18 protein-coding genes are annotated in these 19798 nt (G+C 53.7%); 5 read left to right on the top strand and 13 right to left on the bottom strand.

The window, feature by feature from the left end:
- Window positions 1–4: 4 nt before the first annotated feature.
- The 9 genes from RZA33_RS09610 to RZA33_RS09570 all read right to left on the bottom strand — a co-directional run bounded on the left by RZA33_RS09610 (window position 5) and on the right by RZA33_RS09570 (window position 10409).
- Window positions 5–718 carry an NAD-dependent deacylase gene (locus RZA33_RS09610; protein ID WP_317507630.1) on the bottom strand — a complete coding sequence of 238 codons (714 nt, stop codon included), beginning with the start codon at window positions 716–718 and terminating at the stop codon, window positions 5–7.
- A 43-nt stretch (window positions 719–761) separates the two neighbouring features.
- The gene (aceK, locus tag RZA33_RS09605) at window positions 762–2528 is read right to left on the bottom strand and encodes a bifunctional isocitrate dehydrogenase kinase/phosphatase (protein ID WP_317507629.1); all 1767 of its coding nucleotides are present in this window, start codon (window positions 2526–2528) and stop codon (window positions 762–764) included.
- 93 nt (window positions 2529–2621) lie between these two features.
- A complete protein-coding gene (locus RZA33_RS09600) occupies window positions 2622–4193 on the bottom strand; it encodes an aromatic amino acid ammonia-lyase (RefSeq protein ID WP_317507628.1) in 1572 nt (523 codons plus the stop codon).
- Window positions 4194–4232: 39 nt separating this feature from the next.
- A complete protein-coding gene (locus RZA33_RS09595; RefSeq protein WP_317507627.1) occupies window positions 4233–5363 on the bottom strand; it encodes an AMP-binding protein in 1131 nt (376 codons plus the stop codon).
- Between the two features lie 93 nt (window positions 5364–5456).
- Window positions 5457–5840, bottom strand: coding sequence for a photoactive yellow protein (pyp, locus tag RZA33_RS09590; RefSeq protein ID WP_317507626.1), 384 nt, complete (start codon window positions 5838–5840; stop codon window positions 5457–5459).
- A 180-nt stretch (window positions 5841–6020) separates the two neighbouring features.
- Window positions 6021–6512, bottom strand: a complete 492-nt coding sequence (locus RZA33_RS09585) for a CIA30 family protein (RefSeq protein ID WP_317507625.1) — start codon at window positions 6510–6512, stop codon at window positions 6021–6023.
- A gap of 98 nt (window positions 6513–6610) precedes the next feature.
- Window positions 6611–8053, bottom strand: coding sequence for an ethanolamine permease (gene eat, locus RZA33_RS09580; protein ID WP_317507624.1), 1443 nt, complete (start codon window positions 8051–8053; stop codon window positions 6611–6613).
- 114 nt (window positions 8054–8167) lie between these two features.
- Window positions 8168–9004 carry an ethanolamine ammonia-lyase subunit EutC gene (gene eutC, locus RZA33_RS09575; protein ID WP_317507623.1) on the bottom strand — a complete coding sequence of 279 codons (837 nt, stop codon included), beginning with the start codon at window positions 9002–9004 and terminating at the stop codon, window positions 8168–8170.
- On the bottom strand, window positions 8994–10409 hold the full coding sequence (locus RZA33_RS09570) for an ethanolamine ammonia-lyase subunit EutB (RefSeq protein WP_317507622.1): 1416 nt from the start codon (window positions 10407–10409) through the stop codon (window positions 8994–8996). The genes eutC and RZA33_RS09570 overlap by 11 nt, the downstream gene beginning before the upstream one ends.
- A 209-nt stretch (window positions 10410–10618) precedes the next feature.
- Between RZA33_RS09570 and RZA33_RS09565 the strand changes: the two genes are divergently transcribed.
- On the top strand, window positions 10619–11569 hold the full coding sequence (locus tag RZA33_RS09565; protein ID WP_317507621.1) for a helix-turn-helix domain-containing protein: 951 nt from the start codon (window positions 10619–10621) through the stop codon (window positions 11567–11569).
- A gap of 1 nt (window position 11570) precedes the next feature.
- Here the strand turns inward: RZA33_RS09565 and RZA33_RS09560 are convergent, their stop codons facing one another.
- Window positions 11571–13943: a putative bifunctional diguanylate cyclase/phosphodiesterase gene (locus RZA33_RS09560; RefSeq protein WP_317507620.1), complete on the bottom strand. Its 2373-nt coding sequence runs from the start codon at window positions 13941–13943 to the stop codon at window positions 11571–11573.
- Between the two features lie 399 nt (window positions 13944–14342).
- Between RZA33_RS09560 and RZA33_RS09555 the strand changes: the two genes are divergently transcribed.
- The 4 genes from RZA33_RS09555 (at window position 14343) to RZA33_RS09540 (ending at window position 17346) form a co-directional block, all read left to right on the top strand.
- Window positions 14343–14690 (top strand): helix-turn-helix transcriptional regulator, encoded by a 348-nt coding sequence (locus RZA33_RS09555; RefSeq protein ID WP_317507619.1) that lies wholly within the window; start codon window positions 14343–14345, stop codon window positions 14688–14690.
- Window positions 14691–14951: 261 nt separating this feature from the next.
- Window positions 14952–15584, top strand: a complete 633-nt coding sequence (locus RZA33_RS09550; RefSeq protein ID WP_317507645.1) for a class I SAM-dependent methyltransferase — start codon at window positions 14952–14954, stop codon at window positions 15582–15584.
- Window positions 15585–15681: 97 nt separating this feature from the next.
- A complete protein-coding gene (locus RZA33_RS09545) occupies window positions 15682–17052 on the top strand; it encodes a PepSY-associated TM helix domain-containing protein (protein WP_317507618.1) in 1371 nt (456 codons plus the stop codon).
- Window positions 17053–17070: 18 nt separating this feature from the next.
- On the top strand, window positions 17071–17346 hold the full coding sequence (locus RZA33_RS09540; protein WP_133730888.1) for a TIGR03643 family protein: 276 nt from the start codon (window positions 17071–17073) through the stop codon (window positions 17344–17346).
- Window positions 17347–17402: 56 nt separating this feature from the next.
- Here the strand turns inward: RZA33_RS09540 and RZA33_RS09535 are convergent, their stop codons facing one another.
- From RZA33_RS09535 to RZA33_RS09525, 3 genes are read right to left on the bottom strand one after another with little or no spacing between them, the layout of a single operon-like run.
- Window positions 17403–18482, bottom strand: a complete 1080-nt coding sequence (locus RZA33_RS09535) for a macro domain-containing protein (RefSeq protein WP_317507617.1) — start codon at window positions 18480–18482, stop codon at window positions 17403–17405.
- Window positions 18483–18492: 10 nt separating this feature from the next.
- The gene (locus RZA33_RS09530; protein ID WP_317507616.1) at window positions 18493–19137 is read right to left on the bottom strand and encodes a DUF4433 domain-containing protein; all 645 of its coding nucleotides are present in this window, start codon (window positions 19135–19137) and stop codon (window positions 18493–18495) included.
- Window positions 19137–19706 carry a DarT ssDNA thymidine ADP-ribosyltransferase family protein gene (locus tag RZA33_RS09525; protein WP_317507615.1) on the bottom strand — a complete coding sequence of 190 codons (570 nt, stop codon included), beginning with the start codon at window positions 19704–19706 and terminating at the stop codon, window positions 19137–19139. The genes RZA33_RS09530 and RZA33_RS09525 overlap by 1 nt, the downstream gene beginning before the upstream one ends.
- Between the last annotated feature and the right edge of the window lie 92 nt (window positions 19707–19798).

Genomic DNA, 19798 nt, shown 5'->3' with positions numbered 1-19798 from the left:
TGCCCTAAGACAACAACAAATTACCCTGCTGTTTCCAGCGATTGACCAGCGCCGGCACGCCCTCACCGGCGGTGGTGTTAATTGCCAAGACACCCGGCGGGCTGAGCATATCCGCCTCCGGGTCGACCAACGCACAGGGTGTATCGTAGTCGATGTAAGACAACAGCGAAGCGGCGGGCATCACCGCCAGCGAAGTGCCCACCACCAGGAGAAAATCTGCCTGGCTGACCAGTTCGCAGGCCTCAGCAAACAACGGCACCGACTCGCCAAACCAGACCACGTCCGGGCGCAGCTGGCTACCTTTATCGCAGATATTGCCCAGCTCAATGCCGCCTTTAGGCAGCGGGTAACGCATACGCTCGTCTATTGACGACCGTGCTTTTAAAATTTCGCCGTGCAAGTGCATCACGTGACGAGAGCCTGCGCGCTCATGCAGGTCGTCGATGTTCTGAGTGATCACACTGACGCTGAACCCTGCCTGCTCAAGACCCGCCAGCGCTTTGTGGGCGGCGTTGGGTTTGGCACGACGTATCTGTTCGCGGCGCTGATTGTAAAAATCCAACACCTGCTGCGGATCGCGCTGCCAGGCTTCAGGCGTCGCCACATCCTCAACCGGATGGTTCTCCCACAGGCCGTCGCTGGCGCGAAAGGTTTTAATCCCGCTCTCGGCGCTAATCCCCGAGCCGGTAAACACCACCAAATGCGGGCTTGCTGACATGGTTACCTCGTTGCTGATGCTTCATTGCGTACCCAAAACCACTCTAATATACCAATTGACCAATGCTACCCGCAAAGCGCTGCTTATTGCGATAAGGGTAAACGTCGATCACCCGACCATCGACTATCGCCTGCTGTAGCTCCAACCAATAATCAGGGTCAAATAGCTCAGGATGCTGCTGCATAAATAGGCGGCGCAGCGCCGGATTAGCAAACATAAAGGGGCCGAACTCCTCAGGGAAAATATCATTGGCGCCAATCGACAAACTCTCGCCGCCGCCCCCCTGAAAGTCATTGCCATAGGCTTTGGGCATATGCCGAAAACGGCATTCGGTCAGATAGCAGACTTCGTCATAATCGTAGAAGATCACGCGGCCATGACGCGTCACGCCAAAATTTTTCAGCAGCATATCGCCGGGGAAAATATTGGCCGCCGCCATCTGCTTAATGGCATTGCCATAATCCTTGAGCACCATCGCCTTTTCTTTGTCGCTACACTGCTCAAGATAGATATTCAGCGGGGTCATCATGCGTTCAGTATAACAATGCTTAATGATGACCTTATCACCGCGCAGCAATACCGTGGAGGGCGCAACCTCGAGTAAGTGCGCCAGGCATTCCGGCGAAAAATGATCCTGACGTACAGTAAAGTTGGAGAACTCCTGGGTATCGGCCATGCGCCCCACACGGTCGTGACGTTTGACTAGCCGATATTTTTCACGCACGACCTCATGGGTGACCTCTTTCGAAGGATCGAATTTGTCCTTGATGATTTTAAACACGGTGCGAAAACTGGGTAGTACAAATACCGCCATCACCATGCCGCGTACGCCAGGGGCAATGATAAATTGGTCGTCACGCTTGGCGACCTGGCGATTCAAGGCGCGGAAAAACTCGGTTTTGCCATGTTTAAAAAAGCCGATAGCGGCGTAAAGCTCACCCTCCGGTTTATGCGGCATCAACTGTTGTAGGTAAGCGACAAACTCGCCCGGCACCGGTACATCGACCTGAAAGTAAGCCCGAGTGAAAGAGAATATAATCGACACCTCGTCGGTTTCGATCAGTACCGTATCCAGGTGCAGGCAGGGGTCGGCATCGGCCTTGTCGCCAAAGCCCTCGCCGTGAAGCACCGGCAGCACTAGTGGCACCTGCTCGCCGCCGCCGCGAATACGCCCCACCAAGTAGGCGCCTTTATTGCGATAAAACACGCTTTTTAGCAGCTCAATTTGCGCATCGTCAGCGTGCAAAATCGTCGCTGGCAAGTGCTGCTGCAAAAAGCTTGCCCCCAGCTGGGTATCACGGTCTATATCCGCAAAGCGGTTATCCAAGCTCGCCTCAAGCAGCGCCCATCTGAGCGCGCCTTGCCAATCGCCGTTGACCGTTTGACGGCGGCACAGCTCAATTCCCGAGCGATGGGCAGCATCCTCGCGGGAGCTATACACAAACATCCACTCATTGCGGATATGCCGGTGGTGAAAAATTGAGCAGAACAGCGAGTTAAAAAAGGTCTCCGCCAGCTCATAATCCAACCGATGGCTGATCAACTCGGCGTAATAGCCACGCGCATCGCGCCAGCACTCACAGTGGGCGACCACCTCAGGGTCAAAGGTGCGCTTTAAACGCCCCAGGGTGACGTCGATTTTTTGCTGATAGAGATTAATCCTTTCCGCCGATGCCTGCTGGGCGTCGCGCCATGCCGCCTCGCGAAAGCGCCGTCGCGCATCAAGGGTAATGGCTTTAAAGCGCGCACGGTACTCGTCGAAACCGTGCAAAATAGTCGTCGCTAAGCGATACGCCGGTGAGTGTTTCACGGGGCAAACTCCTGATGGTTTCTGCTAGCGTTACTCATCGGCAAGCTACATACGAGACGACCTTGGTGGACACTGGGTTCTCAAAATGGGCCGCTACGCTTCTGACGACGCTAACAAGGCCATTAACGGCGCTACGCTCGCTGGGTCGGCAAGCGCTGCTGATACGCTCGCAATTTCCTCGGCTAGCGGCCGGTCCTGATCAAGGGATGGGGCGTATTGCCGAACCCACGCGTATAACGCTTGAGACGCATGGCTAAGCGAGTGAGGATCTTTCAACTCGGCGCCCTGCGCCAGCACTAGGGCCTCAATGGCTAAGATGTCGTAAAGCTGTGACAAACTGGTGCTGACTCGTCGAGCAGCAATGGTTCCCAGCGGCACGATATCCTGATTATCAGCATTGGTGGGAATCGATTGAATCGAAGCGGGCATGGCGTGGCTGCGCAGTTCGGCGACAAGCGCCGTAGCACTCACCTGAGCGCCCATAAAGCCACTGTGCAAGCCGGTATCACGCGGTTGCATAAAGGCGGGCAGCCCCTTGTTTTTTAGCGGGTCGGTGATCCTGGCAATGCGCCGCTCGCTATACAGCGCCATCTGCACCAGTGCGTTATTGAGGTGGTCACTGGCAAACGCCAACTGCTGGCCAAAAAAGTTACCGCCATGCAGTACAAGTTCGTCATCGGCAAATAAAAGCGGATTATCGGTAACCGCCGCCAGCTCAATGCGCACCGTTTGCGCGTGCTGCTCGACGACATCCCACGCCGCGCCGAGTGCTTGGGGGGCACAGCGCAATGTGTAGGCATCTTGGAGCAGAGGGCGGTCTTGTTCGATACCGTTTTGCATGTCAGCCAGCGGTGCCGAGGTTGACTGCCAGGGAATTAATGCCGTGCTGGTTGCCGACAATCCCCAAAGCCAGCGGTGTAGCTGCTGCTGACCAGGGTGCGGGCGTAGCTCGCCAATCGCGGGATGAAAGGCTTCCCGGTGGCCTTCCAACAGCTCTGCGTAAAGCAGCACCAGCAGCGTGCTGAGTTTTACCGCGCGTTGGGCACCGGTTGTGTTCAACGCCGCAATGCCGGCGGTGGTCGAGGTCCCATTGACCAGCGAGATGGCGTCTTTACCTTTTAATACCAGCGGTTGCCAGCCTAACTGGCGATGTGCGATGGCGCTATCTATCCACTCTCCCCCTTTTAGGCTCACTTTCCCTTCCCCGCTTAGGGCGCGGGCCAAGTGCGCTAACGGGGTTAAATCACCGCTGGCCCCCACAGTGCCGCGCGATGGCACCAGGGGCACTAAATCGGCGTCTAACCAAGCAAGCAGCCGTTCAACGAGCAGCGGATTGGCGCCGGAGTGGCCCTGGGCCAAGCTGGCAATGCGCGCCACCATCATCGCCCGCACGTGGCGATGCGACAGCGGTTCACCAACGCCGCTGCACAGGTGGTAGACCAGATTCTGCTGCAAAAGCGCCGACTGGCTAGGGTCAACGTCCGTGGTGGCTAACGGCCCATAACCGGTGGTGACACCATAAATTCGCTGGCGGCGCTCAATCGCCCCACAAAGAAAATCATGCGCCTTATCAATGGCACGTTTTTCCTGCTCTGAAAGCACCAGCGATTGACGCCCAAGCGCTACCGCTTCAATTTCATCAAGCGTACGACACCCATCGCGCATAGCGTAAATTCCTGTTTAAAAGCGGACTTAGCGGCTGGCTTACCAATCGGCTAATTTGCCCATGGCATTGGTGGGCAAGGCATCGCCGTAGGTAACCCCTACCGGGCGCTCGGCGACAGGCCATTGGGCAACCTGCTGATCAATCTCAAGGGCGGTTTCATCGGCATGCTTCAACGGTACTACAAAGGCTTTTAAGCGCTGCTGAGTGGCCTGCCCGGTGGTACGAACAGCGCAATCAGCGACGCTTTCCAGCGACATTAGCCGCTTAGCGACGTAGCTAGGACTGACATTGACACCACCAATGGCGACGACGTCATCGTGGCGGCCTTTTAGCGTAAAGGTACGCGCGTCTAGCCAGTGGGTTTCATCCAGCAGGGGGACGGCAGCGGTAGCATCAACGCGCTGCAGCTGTTGAGTGCCGTGGCGTTGCCAATGGCTTAAAAGTTGATAAGGGCTTTCACGCTGCCAGCGGGTGGCCACACCGCCTGTTTCGGTACTGCCATAAATATCCAACAGCCCGGCCAAACCCTGATCTATTAACGCAGTGGATGTCGTGGCTGATAATGGTGCGGTGGATGATACGCCCATCACACTGGTTGGCCATGAACGGCGTGAACGCGCCAGGTAATCCCAGCGCGGGGGCACCGTAACGACCAGGTCGCCTGAACAGAGGTCGGGTAACGCCGCGCCATCTGCGCTTACCCGTGAAAGCCCCGCCACGCCAGGTAGCGCCACGCCCAACATAAAACCGTAAAGATGGTGCAGCGGAAGCCAGCTAACCACTCGATTTACCGGCGTTAGCGACGCAAAGCGTTGTGCCAAGGCCTTCGCCTCAGCTTCGATGTGTTCCCAACGGTGTAAGTGCGCGGTGGGCGCTCCGGTACTTCCCGACGTGCGAAACGTAAGTCCCGATGTTTCGTTGACCGCTTGCGCTACTAACAACGCCCAGTCATCGAAACGTTGTGTCATCAAGAGACGGTCTTCTACCCCCGTCTCGTATAAACAGAAAAACTCGTTGACACAGGCAGCAAGGTGCAGCCTTTCAAGCGAGTCAATAATGGGCGCATGATGCCAATCGGGGGCAGCTTCCCCACGGTAAGCGGTAAGTTCGGCACTAAGTAGCGATTGCAAAACCGCTTTACAATCGGCTTCGGTTAGCCATTGCGGCATCCTACTATCCTTAATGAAGCCTAGGGTTTTACCCATCAAGAAGAAAACGCCGCTCGACCGTATCAACCATAGGCCAAGCGGCAATCAGCCGTCTTATAACCGCTTTACAAAGATCCAATACGCATCGCCAGACAGCGCTTTTTTCATATGCACTTTCACCTTGGTAGGTGTCATCTGGTAGTCAAATACGTACTCAAACATGGTATTGAGGTCACCGCTTTTAACGCCTTCTTTGAAGCGACCTTGAAACTCTTTGCTTTGGGTACAGGGCGCTACGTCGGTAAAGAAGTTTTTACCAATCACGCTTTTGGGGTCACGACCCGTAATGCCGCCTTCCGCTGCGTTGTATTGAACGATTTTACCGTTGGCATCGAGCTGAATAGCGCCGAAGGCCAGTTCATCGAGTTTTTTATCATCCATTTTTGCCAGCGAATTTTCGATATCATCGCCGCCGAAACGAACCGTTTCCATTGCCATTACCGCATCTCCTGAGTGCAAAGCATTATGGGACTGACCACTACCAAAGTTTTACAAGGGGTATACAGATATTGTAAAACCAGAATAAAATTAGCAGTATTGGTGCGCCAAGGCAATTAACTCATACGAATGAATGAGGAAAAAATCATGCTTTATGTAGGTTAGTAACATACATTTTTTCTAGTAGCCGCAAACACTCGTCACTTGTAAACAAAACCGCCCTGCGGTGCGGTCGGCGATCAAAAAACCCAACTGGTTAATCTGCGCTGGCTGAATAGCTGGCGCATCGGAGAGCAGCGTGCCACGCCGTACCGCCTCAAAGGCGCTCCAGGGGAAGTACAGCGTTTCCCAACCGTTCTGTGCAGGGGTAAATTTCACTCGATAGGCAGAGGCGTCGCCAAGGGAAGCGCTTTTTAAGCGCAGTTGATAGGTACGCCCATCGCCGCGCGCAGTGAGCGCTATGCCTTGGGCATCCGCTAACGTGGGTTCAAAATCGTTGGGCTCACGGCGAACAGAGGCAAAGCCGCCGCCGTTTTCCAGCGACACCTCGCCATGAAAACGCCCTTCGCCATCAATAATGCTGAACGTACTTTGGGAAACACCTCCCATAACGCCATCATCCACTGCAAACCAGCGTTGCTGTTCGTTAGGGTTATCAAAGGTTAGCACCATGTTCACTCCTTACCTTCCGTCGAAAAAAACAAGCCTCTGCACCGTGAGGCACAGAGGCTTCAGAGACATCCGTTAGCCTAGGTGATTAGCCCTGCCAGTTACAGCTTGGTCGCGGCTACCGCCACCGGGGTCTCGGCGTTATCTTCAAGGTCTTCAGGCGAAGTGACTACCAGGGCAAACTCTTCTTCGGCGCTTTTCGCCACCAGGTTATTTTTGCTGTAAAGGAAAAAGTAGGCGGCACCGGCAATGAACAGCACGATAGTGTAGTTAAACGCGCGCGGATCAAACGCGTAGACGCCTGTGAGAGCAATAATTGCCAGCACTAAAGCAATTGATGAGGTGACCACCCCGCCTGGGGTTTTATAGGGGCGCGGCAAATCCGGCTGCTTTACCCGCAGTATAATATGGCTCAGCGCCATCAGCGCGTAGGAGATCGTCGCGCCCACCACGGCCATGCCTAAAATCAAATCACCCTCGCCGCTCAATGAGACCAAAAAGCCAAACACACCGGGCACAATCAGCGCCAGATAGGGCACTTTGCGCTCGCTAGTCAGCGACAGGCGCTTAGGCAAATAGCCCGCTCGAGAGAGCGCAAACACTAAACGGCTGTAGCCGTAGATAATCGAAAAGAACGAAGCAATTAAGCCTGCCAGCCCCAATACGTTGACCAGCGTGGCCAGCGTCGGGTTGCCCGCGACGTTCAGCGCATCGACTAACGGTACACCGCTTTGACCAATCATCTCGGCACCCGCAGCACCGGCCAGCAGCACCACGACCAAAAGCGCGGTGAACAGCAAAAACAGCATCGCGCCAATAATGCCTTTAGGCATATCTCGCGCGGGATCTTTGGCCTCTTCTGCCGCCAGCGGAACGCCCTCAACCGCTAAGAACAACCACATACCAAATGGCAGCGCCGCCCAAATGCCGTACCAACCAAAGGGCATAAAGGTGCTCGCGCCCGCTGCATCGGTAGGGGCAATATCAAACAGATTAGCCGCATCAAAATTACCGATTAGCGCCACCGCGGTAGCCAGAATGGCAAACACCGCCAGGCCGCTAATTACCATCATCACTTTGAGCGCCTCCCCCACGCCCGCCAGGTGAATGCCGATAAAGATGGCATAAAACAGCAGATAGACGAGCGGCCCGTTGATCCCCAGCAGCGATTCCACTGCAGCGCCGATAAAAATCACGATCGCCGCGGGGGCCAAGGCGTATTCAATCAATACTGCCAACCCGGTCAAGTAACCACCGGCAGGTCCCATGGCCTGGCGGGCAAAGCTGTAGCCACCGCCTGCGGCAGGAATCGCCGCAGACATTTCGGCAAGCGATAGCACCAGCGCCAAGTACATCAACGCCATTAAACAAGCGGCTATCGCAAAGCCGCCCCAGCCCGCTTCGGCAATGCCAAAGTTCCACCCGGCGAAGTCACCGGAAATAACGTAGGAAACCCCAAGCCCCGCCAACAGTATCCAGCCAGCGGTGCCTTTGCGTAGCTGGCGTTTGGCCAGATACGCTTCATCAACAGATGGTTGTGTCATCGTTTTGCCCTCATGGTATGGAACGAAATCGTCGTCAGCGGCGTGCTGTGGTTTACCAACGTTGTTCCGTTTTGTTATGTGATCGTTGTTATAGGAGGTCGCTTTGGGGGGACGCTAATCCGCCACCAGGAAGTTACGCGTCGAGCCTGGTGCTGTGTCTCCTTCCAGCACATCGTCTTCGCTGCGGTCTTTTAACTTAATGCCCGACAATTTGAGCTGATGGGCCTCTTTTAACAGCAGAAAGAAGCGTCGAGCAGCCTCTTCTACTTGTAAACCCGCCGGGCGCACGTTGGAAATGCAGTTACGCCGGTCATCCTTAAGCCCTGGTTCCGGCGCCCAGGTCATGTAAAGCCCCAGGCTATCCGGCGAGCTTAGTCCTGGCCGCTCACCGATCATCACTAGCACGGCGTCAGCATTGAGCAGTGCGCCAATTTCGTCGCCAATCGCTACTCGCCCCTGCTCCACAATGGTCAGCGGCGCTAGTTGCCAGTCGGCGGCGTCGCTATTAAGCATCTGGTAGAGCGCGCTAAGAAACGGTGCGCTGTTTTGCTGTACAGCCAAGGCGGAAAGCCCATCAACCACCACTACCGCCAGATCAAAGCGCTGCTGAGAGCCGGCGGCTTGCTGCAGGTGTTCACGGCTCTCGTCGTTAAGGCGACGGCCATAGTCGGGCCGCTGCAGGTACATTGCGCGATCCTGGGCATGGCTGTGTAAGCGCAGCGGCGTCTCAGACAAACTCAGAGTTTGGGTTAGCTCGTCAGCCAGCGCGTTCACATCTAGCGAGCAGTGAACCGCATCCTGTGCTTGAGCGTGAGCTAACTGAAATGCCAGCAGTTTGCTGGTCGGCAGGCTGACCCCAGCACGCCCCAGGCCAATTCGCGCGTCGGTAAAGGCATTCAGCCGCTCCCAGGGGTTCTCCACCACGATGGGTGATGATGGATCATGTGCCATGACGTGGCTCCTTGGGCAGATGGCGCAGGCTGTTGGCAAAGGCGGCGGGAAGCTGGTCATTGAGCCGGTGGGTACTGACATCCTCGAAAATCTGCATCTCTTCGAGCCAGCGCTCAAACTCGGGCGCCGCTTTGAGCCCCAGCACCCGCCGCGCGTAGAGCGCATCGTGAAAGGAAGTCGTCTGGTAATTGAGCATGATGTCGTCGGAGCCGGGGATACCCATGATGAAATTGCAGCCCGCCACGCCGAGTAGCGTCAGCAGGTTATCCATATCATTTTGGTCGGCTTCAGCGTGGTTGGTGTAGCAAACATCGCAGCCCATGGGTACGCCCAGCAGCTTGCCGCAGAAGTGATCTTCAAGCCCGGCGCGGGTGATTTCCTTGCCGTCGAACAGGTACTCGGGGCCGATAAATCCCACCACGGTATTGACCAGTAGCGGATTAAACTTACGTGCCACCGCGTAGGCGCGGGCTTCGCAGGTTTGCTGGTCGAGCCCGTGGTGAGCGTCGGCGGAGAGCGAGCTGCCCTGACCGGTTTCGAAATACATCACATTGCGCCCCACCGTACCGCGGTTGAGCGATTGCGCCGCTGCTTCAGCTTCGGCGAGAGTGCTCAAGTCAAAACCAAAACTGCGGTTGGTGGCCTCGGTGCCGCCGATCGATTGAAAGACCAGATCCACCGGGGCGCCCTGCTCGATCGCTTCCAGCGTGTTCGTTACGTGGGTCAGCACACAGGATTGGGTAGGGATTTGATACTTCTGGATCACTTCATCCATCAGGCGCATCAGCTTGACGCTCTGAGCGACGTTATCCGTCGCCGGGTTGATGCCAATCACCGCGTCACCGCTGCCGTAGAGCAGGCCATCCAGGATGCTGGCTGCAATACCGGTCACATCATCGGTGGGGTGATTGGGCTGAAGCCGCGTTGAAAGCCGCCCCGGCAGACCAATCGTGTTGCGAAAGGCGGTGGTGACCCGGCACTTCTTAGCCACCAGAATCAAATCCTGGTTGCGCATCAGCTTGCTGACAGCAGCGGCCATTTCGGGGGTAATCCCTGCGCGTACTTCTGTTAACACCTCACTGGTAGCGTGGTCGGAGAGTAACCAGTTACGAAAATCGCCGACGGTGAGGTGACGGAGGGGGACAAAAGCATCGGCGTCATGGTCATCGATAATCAGCCGAGTGATTTCATCCTCTTCGTAAGGAATCAGGGCTTCATTCAAAAAAGTGGTGAGCGGGAGTTCAGCCAATACCATTTGGGCGACCACCCGCTCTTCAGCGCTCTCTGCCATCACCCCCGCTAAACGGTCACCCGATCGGGGCGGTGTGGCCATGGCCATCAGCTCAGCTAGGCTCGCGAAGCGATAGCTGCGACTTCCCAGCGTGGTGTGATAGGTCTGCGCCATGAGACTTCCCCTCTTTGCATTGCGGATGCTTGGCGCTGATAGCGCGTTGAGGTACAAAACTTGCTTGTCTTTACCATAGCGTTATCAATAGATAGCGAGTATCGAGTTTTGGCAAACCCGTTACTTTTCTATTAAACCCAATAGATACAAAGCACTGAGGCGTTAACCAAGAAAAAAATGAGCCTTTATAGCGCCAGGAGGAGAGCCACGTGACAACACTCGACAGTGCGTTTGCACCAAAAAAACGCACGCAGGAGGCGTTTGATGCCGATGAGCATGCGCAACACCTGACACGTTGGCAGCAAGAATACGACCAGCTCAGCCCTGGCTGCTTTTACGGACGGCTGGATGAAGTCGAGTTGCCCGCCATGCAGGTATTTAAAGAATATACCGGGCAGGCGCTACGCCAGGACTGCCGAGTATGGGAGGATTCACTGTGGCTAGGCATTCCCACGCGCGCACTTGGTTCGCGAATCAACGGACAAGCGCTAAACGAACATGAAGTGATGTGCCGACCCGGCGGGCACGATTTTGAACTGGTCACCCCAGAGGCTTTCGATATTTATGGGCTGGTGATCCGCCTGCCGACATTAACGGCGGCCGCTCTGCAGCAGGGAGTTGAGCTGGATAAGGATTGGCACGCCTCACCACGGCGCTGCATTACCCCGGGAACGCTGCACGACGTGGCGTTTTTACTTGAACGCCTGCTTTCTCATCAACAGGACGCCATTGCCGAGAAGGTACACCAAGATATTCTGCTAATGGGACTCCTCGAGCTGCTCAAAACCAACCAAACAAGCCATGCACTGCCACCCAGCTACACTCATCGCAAGGAAGTAGTGGATCGGGTTAAGCGCTATGTTGATGAGCACTTGGATGGCCCGGTGACCATGGATGAGCTTTGTCAGCTAACCCACGTTAGCCGCCGCACGCTGCAGTACAGTTTTACCACGATTTTGGGCATTAGCCCGTTGCAGTTTTTACGTTTAACGCGGTTCAACCGTGTGCGTCGAGCGCTGCGGGTGGCGTCACCAGAGCAGTCGGTCACGGAAATCGCCACCTATTGGGGGTTCTGGCACCTGGGCCAATTCGCTCACGACTATAAGCAGCAGTTTGGAGAATGCCCTTCGCAAACGCTGCATTCAAAACCTACGTTATGATTTAGCTCAACCAGCGCTGGGCAAACACCTCAGCGGTTAGAGGCCGGTCAAAGTAATAACCTTGGCCCTGGGTGCAGCCCATCGCGACCAACGCCTCTACTTGGGCCTGGGTTTCGATACCTTCCGCTATTGTCGCTAATCCCAGCGTATTCGCCATGGCAATAATCGTTTCCACAATCACACGGTCATTGTCGCTAATCAGCATATCGCGTACGAAAGAGATGTCGATTTTGATTTTATCGGCGGCAAAGCGTTTTAAATAAGCCAGCGACGAATATCCCGTGCCAAAATCATCGATGGCTAGCCCAAATCCATGGCTTTTGAGCGCTTCGGTCATGGCAATCGCTTTTTCGGGATTGGCCATGATACCGCTCTCGGTAATTTCCAGGCTGAGTTGCAATGCTTCCAAACCGCAATGGGCACAGCTTTCAAGCAAGCTCTCAATCAGGCCATCCTCTTCAAACTGCTGGGCCGCAATATTAATCGCCAACTGCCCCCGCATCGAGTGGCCCTGTACTCGCCAAACGGCAAGTTGGCTACACGCTTGCTCGACTACCCAGTTACCAAGGGCCACTATCATGCCGCGCTCCTCCGCGACAGGAATAAACTTGCCCGGTGACACATCACCAAGCTCCTCATCGTGCCACCGGCACAGCGCCTCAGCGCCGACCAACCGACCACTGCTTAATTCCACCTGGGGCTGAAAGTGCAGGTTCAGCTGCTTGTCGGCAATCGCTCTGCCAAGGCGTTTCGCAAAATTGAGCTGCTCAAAAACAACGCGCCCCATCCACGGCTCAAACAAACACATGGTGTGCTTTTCCCGTTTGGCTTGATACATCGCAATATCAGCGTATTTGAGCAACGCCTGTGGGGTTGAACCATGCTGGGGATAAAGCGAAATACCTACCCCCACAGACAGTGCGAATGACTGCTGGCTAATAATGAAAGGTAGCGCGATGCTTTCGCTTAGCCGTTGCGCCAAGGCTAACGCATGGTTTGCCTCCATATCAGGACAGAGCACGACAAACTCATCACCACCCAGCCGGGCTAGATAGTGGTGACTGCTTAACGACGCGGTTAACCGTTCCGCGACAGTTTTAAGCACTAAATCACCCAAGTCATGCCCAGCGGTATCATTAATCTCTTTGAAGTGGTTAAGATCCAGTAGCAATAGCGCAAATTGAGGGAATTGGGGATCGACGACCACTTGCTCTAAGTGTTGCATAAAGGCAGTACGGTTAGGCAACCGGGTGCCAGCATCACAAAAAGCCAATTGCCGTATGCGCTCTTCGTCTTGTTGGCGTTCAAGCTCCGCAGCGGCTCGCGCAGCAAATAACTGCAGCACATTACGTACGCTATCCACATCGGTCAGTGGCGCTTGAAACATCACCCCAATAAGCCCCATCGGCTGGCCATGGCTGTTATCCAAGCGTCTACCGACATAGCCGTTTACCCAAGAAAGCGCCCCATTACTTTCGGTAGGAAGCCTAATGGCCGCCCCTTCTACCACGATGCACTCCTGCTCAATCATCACCTTGTGGCAAGGCACCCCTGGTAGATAGTAGGCAAAATTGTCCTGAATCTGACCATCGACATAAAGCGTTAAAGTATGTGCGAAATCAGCATCTTGTTTATCTAGCAGGGCTATAAATCCCACCTCTGCAGACAACGCCTCAGCCATATGAGCGGTTAGTTGATGCAGAAATGCTTCACCATTTTCCGCTGCAACGGCGGTCGCGACATTGACCACCGCGTTTTGAAAGCGCTGCTGTTCACTGATGGTATTCATCAAGGCTTCATTGTGTTGGCCTATCCGTCTTAGCGCCTGATTTTTGTATAATAGGTGTTCGCGCGTTTTACTTTCTGCTAATTGATGCGCCAATTCAGCGCCTGCCAGCACGGACGCTATGCGTAGCACTTCGTCGGCATATAACGGCAGTACTAAAGGGGAAGAATGCATCAATGCAATAACACCCAAAAGTTTGCCATCCGGTGCTACCATGGTGACTCCCCAGTAGCCCTCAACGCCTAGCGCGGCCAGCCGCTTATCATCAGGGAATTGTTGGCCTGCTTGGGAAGAAACAAAATAGGTAGAGTGATTAACGACATGTTGGCAGGGCGTATTGGATAGTGAATACGGCGCTGTCTCATTGAATTCACCCTGAGACCACTCCGCCAGACGGGTGACTTTACCCTGTTGGCTGTCGACATGCTCTACGACAGCATGATCGACCTTGAGAATACCCGCTAAGGACTTCACAAGGTGTTGAAAAAAGCTCTCTTCACTAATGTAGGACAACTTGTCGGCTAGTTGTCGAAAAACATCTGGTGCAGCCGTTGGAGACATGGTATTAAAGCCTTCAATTTTAGTCACATAAAAATACTCTTTCATCACTCTTTAAAAATTTCTCAAAACAACGTTCAGCTATTCAGCTGTTAACAGCCATTATATCTATCACTTGGCACGATAAGCGTAAAACAACCTCAAAACTAACACCTTAAATTTAAATGCTCGCACTAAATTTGAACACTCGCAATTTACCAGCACATTCGCCGCAAAAACAAATTAAAAAAATCTAAAAAGACTGCTTATCTTATTTAAACGAACAATAAAATTAATTTAAGCACTTTTTGAATGCGTTTATAAGTAAACATAAGAAGCAAAACGTAACGAACAACGCACAAACCAACCTAGCAGGGTGATATTCAACCCAAATAGTCCTTCATGTCAATAGGTTGTTACCCAACTATTTAGGTCTAATTGGAGGACATTGTGAATAAGACAGAACAGAAACGGCTAGCAGGCAGCATTGGCGAGGCCATTGCCAAACAGCGGGTTCGTAGTCAATTGACCCAAGAAGAAGTTGCTGAGCGCTTAGGAATAGGCAATGAAGCCGTTTCGCGCATTGAGCGGGGCCGAGTTATCCCCAATATTGTGCGTTTGATAGAGTTCGCAGAAATTTTCAACTGCGAAGCAGCAGAATTGCTCGGCCAAGCAAGCTCACATATTGACGATCAGTCAACTAGAATAAAAAAATTAATTAACCCTTTAAACCATAATGATCGCCAACTGGTCATCGATATGATTGAAAGAATCGCTATAAGACTGAAAAAAGAGTAACCAAACGAAACAAGCATAAGAAAACTCACTGATTATATAAAAAAATAATTAATAAAACCAATCCAAAAGACAGACAGGTTTGTTCGCCGCATCGCTCTCTAAAACACTCAAAGAAATAATACTAAAAAAGAATAATTAGAAAAGATAGTGAAAGTCACTATTGGTTAATCCTTCAAGTTCGTGCTATAGGTATTCCAGTATACGAGGTACTCAGTGCGTGCCATTCAGCGCGAGAGCCACTGCCTACTGCAGAGAGGCATTATGTTCAACACCACCGCTTGGAATCGTCTGCGCTATAACGCTTACGCACCCTTCTACGATACGGTGGCTACCCGTGTCTTTCGTAGGCCACGACGTGTTGCGCTGGACCAGGTGGACTGGGAGCCGTGTATGCGTGTGCTGATGGTAGGTGCTGGAACAGGGCTAGACTTGCCTTTTCTGCCCCACGATATTGAGTTGCACGCGACCGACTTAGCGCCAGCGATGGTCAAGCGCACGGCCAAGCGCGCTGAGACACTGCGTCGTGACGTGGAGTGCCGTGTCATGGATGCCGAGTCGCTCAACTACCCTGACGAGCACTTTGATGCCGTTATCATGCACCTTATTATTGCGGTTATGCCCAACCCACAACAGGGGCTCGCCGAAGCACACCGGGTATTAAAACCGGGGGGCCAACTCTGCGTCATGGATAAGTTTCAGCCGGATGATCAACCTCTGGGCGCGGGCCGACGTCTTCTGAATGGAGTCACATCGGCACTTGCGACCGACATTACCCGCCAAGCACGGCCACTGCTCAGCACGGCAGGGTTCCAGATTCGCCACGATGAACCGGTGCTAATGAATGGTTTGTTCCGTGCACTCCTGGCCGTCAAGCTCGCTCCTTCTAACCCCTAAGCGTGTGACTTTTTACCGCCACATGCAGGCTAGCGGTTGCTAAGTAAACTATCTAAGCTGTCTGGCTATTTTACCGATACCGCTCGGAAACAAGCTAATGACCGCTCGCTCGCCTAATCACACCTGCCACCTGATGTTCGTCATACTTAGCCGCCTGCACTTATATATCGGCCTTTTCATCGGTCCTTTTATTCTCATCGCGGCACTCTCCGGCATTACGTACTTACTCAGCCCGCCTCTTGAAGAGTGGTTCTACCACGACACCCTGTATGGCGTTACGCAGGGCGAACCTCAGACGCTTGCCAACCAGCTTAAAACAGCTCAACGCCACCTGGGCGATTCGTCATTACCCAGCGCCGTGCGCCCTGCCCCGGAACTAGGCGACACCACGCGGCTAATGTATGGCGACCCCAGCCTAGGCCCGTCTGAACACCGAGCGATATTTGTGGACCCGATTACACTGCAAGTCACCGGCGACACAACGGTTTACGGTACTAGCGGTATTTTACCGCTGCGCACAGCGATTGATCACTTTCATCGCCAGCTGTTAATGGGCGAGGCGGGCCGTCTCTATAGTGAACTGGCGGCCTCGTGGCTTTGGGTAGCCGCACTGGGTGGTGTAACGCTGTGGATTCGCCAACGCCGCGCGCTGAAAGCACTTTCAGGCGCCCACGCCACACGCCGACGCCACGCAACGCTCGGGGTAATACTCTCCCTCGGATTATTGTTCTTTTCGGCAACGGGGCTCACTTGGTCACAGTGGGCAGGGAGCAATATTGCGGAGCTTCGTCATACCTGGGGCTGGGGCACGCCAAGTGCCTCGACGGCACTGATCGATACCGATAAAGTCGTCGATGAACATGCCGAGCATCGCGGCCACATGGCCATGGTGTCCAAGGCCATCGACTTAGCAGACTTTGACCGGGCACTGAGCGCTGCTCGTCAGGCGGGACTCAGCGCAGCGCGCGTTCAACTAACGCCGCCGAGCAGCCCACAGCAGGCGTGGCGGGTAGCGGAAATTGACCGCCAGTGGCCTACACAGGTAGACCAAGTGGCGCTGCATCCGCATAGCATGACGGTGACCGACCAGACCGACTTTACCACCTTTCCACTGGCCGCCAAGCTCACCCGCTGGGGGATTGATTTGCACATGGGCGTACTGTTTGGTGTTGCTAATCAAATAGTGCTGGCGTTGATCGCCGCTGGGCTTGTGACGCTTATGGCGTGGGGTTACGTTATGGCGTGGCGACGACTGCGCACGGTGAGTGGTCAGCGCTTTCCAACGGTAATAGAGCCCTGGCTAATGCTCCCGCTTACGGCCCAATTCAGCGTGCTGTTCGTCGCTATCACGCTTGGCGTTGCACTGCCCTTACTGGGTGTAAGCTTGGCGTGTTTCATTGTGATTGATGTGCTGCGCTGGTCGATTAAAAAGCGCTACACTGACCGCAGTCTTGATGTCCACCAATGACATACCTTGAGGTGAACGATGCCAAAAGCCCCCGTTAAGCGTTTTCGCCGCTTACCCGATGACGAACAGTCACGCGTTATTGAAATGGCCTGGGAAGACCGCACACCGTTTGAAGCGATTGAGACGCTGTTTGGCATGAGCGAGCCGGATGTGATTGAAGTGATGCGCCACCAGCTTAAACCCGCCTCGTTTCGCCTATGGCGCAAACGTGTCACCGGCCGCGCCACCAAACACCAAGCCCTGCGCTCGCCGGATGTTCTACGCGGATATTGCCCGACGCAATATAAGCGCTGAGATCTGTTCAACCAGAACCTATAGGCATAATAGATGTGTACATTCAATCAGCCTTACTAACTAGCAGCCTTTAATTGGATAGAGTTGAGCCGGTTGAGCGCTAATTCGACGTTGGAGCGATCAAACAATTTGAGTTTACGCTGTGCAGAGTGTTGACCTCCCGGCCAGTGACTCACACCTTCCATTAACGATGCAGGGTCTGGCGCTGCCTGGGACTGAGACAACAACCAATCCACCGTGGCTAGTAGCTCCATCCCAAAAGGCGACTCAAATCCGTCAATCAACTCGGCCGTTTTCTCCAGCGCTGGTAGATAGGCTTTCGCCTCGGTTTTGAGATATAGAGCCACCTTTTCCCGCTTGACATCGTTGAACCAGATAGTATCCAGCGGATCGCAATCGTTGATGCGTTTCTCGCTTTTGAGATAGCTACCGTCCAGCCCATTGAGCAAATGGCGAAGCCGATCGGCATAGGGGCCGTAGCTGTTGGCCTCGAACCGCAGATCCAGCGGATTATCTATGCCTTCTACTTCAATCGCTCTCTCAAGAAACCAAGCCAACTTTTGAATTTCCAACAAACTGCATTCCATGCCTAACACCCAGTAACGGCGTACCAATTCAGCGATCAAAGCACGAGCAGGCGTCAATTGTTCCACACCCTGGCGTTTTGCAACATTTTGATATTTGGTCGTCGGCTCAAATACGATAATCTCGACACCCTGCAAATCGCCCAATGCTTGTTCGATATGAGGCTTAATCTCAGCCCAATCCAGCCCTCCATTACCAGCACCCAACGGTGGAATAGCAATTGAGCGCACTTGATTGCGCTCAATAAAACCGCGCAGATCGGCCAAGCCGTCAATAATCCACTGTAGCTGGGACTTCGCTCGCCAGTGCTGTTTGGTAGGAAAATTGACGATCCAGCGGGGGCCCATCAACTCATCGGTTTCAGTCACGAACATATGGCCCGTTTGCACTTTTCCAGCTTTGCAGGCTTGCGCATAGGCCTCCATATTGGCGGGGAAACGTTCTTTGAACATCAGTGCGATTCCCTTGCCCATCACCCCCACCGTATTAACGGTGTTGACCAGGGCTTCAACCTCAGCGTCCAGCAAATTGCCTGTTGTATAGGTGATCATAACTGACTCCTTAAAAATACCAGCTGGGCCGACAGTGAATATCTAATGCACCACCCAGCTCAGCAGCCTGCTGCTGTAATTCTAGCTTCACCTGCGGGGTGTAACATATTGCCCCCAGCAATGCCTGTATAGGCACATACTTGTGAATTAGCGCTTCTGCTTGATAACGCTCAATTTTCTCAGGATCATCCGGATCACGCTGGAAGTTGCGCTGCTGCAGGAGCGGCCAGTCAATGGCGCTCAGGTTGTCTAAGTCATTAAAGTAATGGGCAGTGACCGGGTAAGCATGGCGGTCAGTGTAAACAAACGGCAAACCTAGCTCGGCAATTTTATGCAGACTGGATACCAAAATCACGATATCCATGTTCGCCACAGACCTCAAACCGCCACGGCCAGTGTGGATGTTATACATCATTGGCGAAAAGGGCGTGAAGTAAAAAGGCACATAGTCGTTCAGTACACCACCGGGTGCCAGCGGCACCTCACGATGCGCACGGCGGCTAATTAACTCTTCATTACCAATCACCACCCACTTCGGCGCACGCCTGCCGCCATCTCCTGCATGGAGTCCATTCGCCAAAATCCAGGGCAGATTTTGGCGATGGGTTATCCGCCAAATCAGCGCCTTGCTGGGGTTCAGGTTCGTGTACGTCATTAGCAGAACATACCCTGGTTCACTGCAACGTTAAGGTTCACCCTTCGTTTTGTCAGTTCTCCTAACACTACCTGATGGATACGCTCCGTTGGCACATAAATCTTAAAAAAATCAGCAACCCTGACGTACACGGGAGCCAAGCATTCCGCCATACAAACACTCTTGCAGTCAGCGTCACTATAATCTCGTGTATCCATTAGCTCCCAATCAATCAAATCAAAGCCTTCCTGATAATCGTAAAATCTGAACTCCTGCCTAGCTAAAGGGTGCTTTGGCAGTACCCGCCAGTTCTGGGCTATAGCAAGGGTTCGATACACCGTTAACAGCACGAAATCTTCATCAGGGCGATCTGTCTGTACACGCCCGTCAAAAGGATTCCGCGAAAACCAGTGAAAAGGAACATAATCATCTAGTCCATGCTCAGCACGCCCAGCCAAAATCTCTACATCAGCAACATCATGGAACCCATTCAAAGCTGATCGCGGCTGTAAATCATTATCTAGAATAGAGCCTAAATTATTCAGGCTTGTCAGATGATAAAGCAGCTTCTGTTCCCTAATGCATGTCATGCGCTTTCGCTCCTAGCGGATTACACGGTTTCTTCTGCTTGTTTTCTCCTATTCCGATACAGGTGGAATGAGTAACACTCTTTTCCTGATAT

The organism is Halovibrio sp. HP20-59, assembly GCF_033052795.2.
GTDB lineage: Bacteria > Pseudomonadota > Gammaproteobacteria > Pseudomonadales > Halomonadaceae > Vreelandella.
This window is presented reverse-complemented; position numbering and strand designations above follow the sequence as displayed.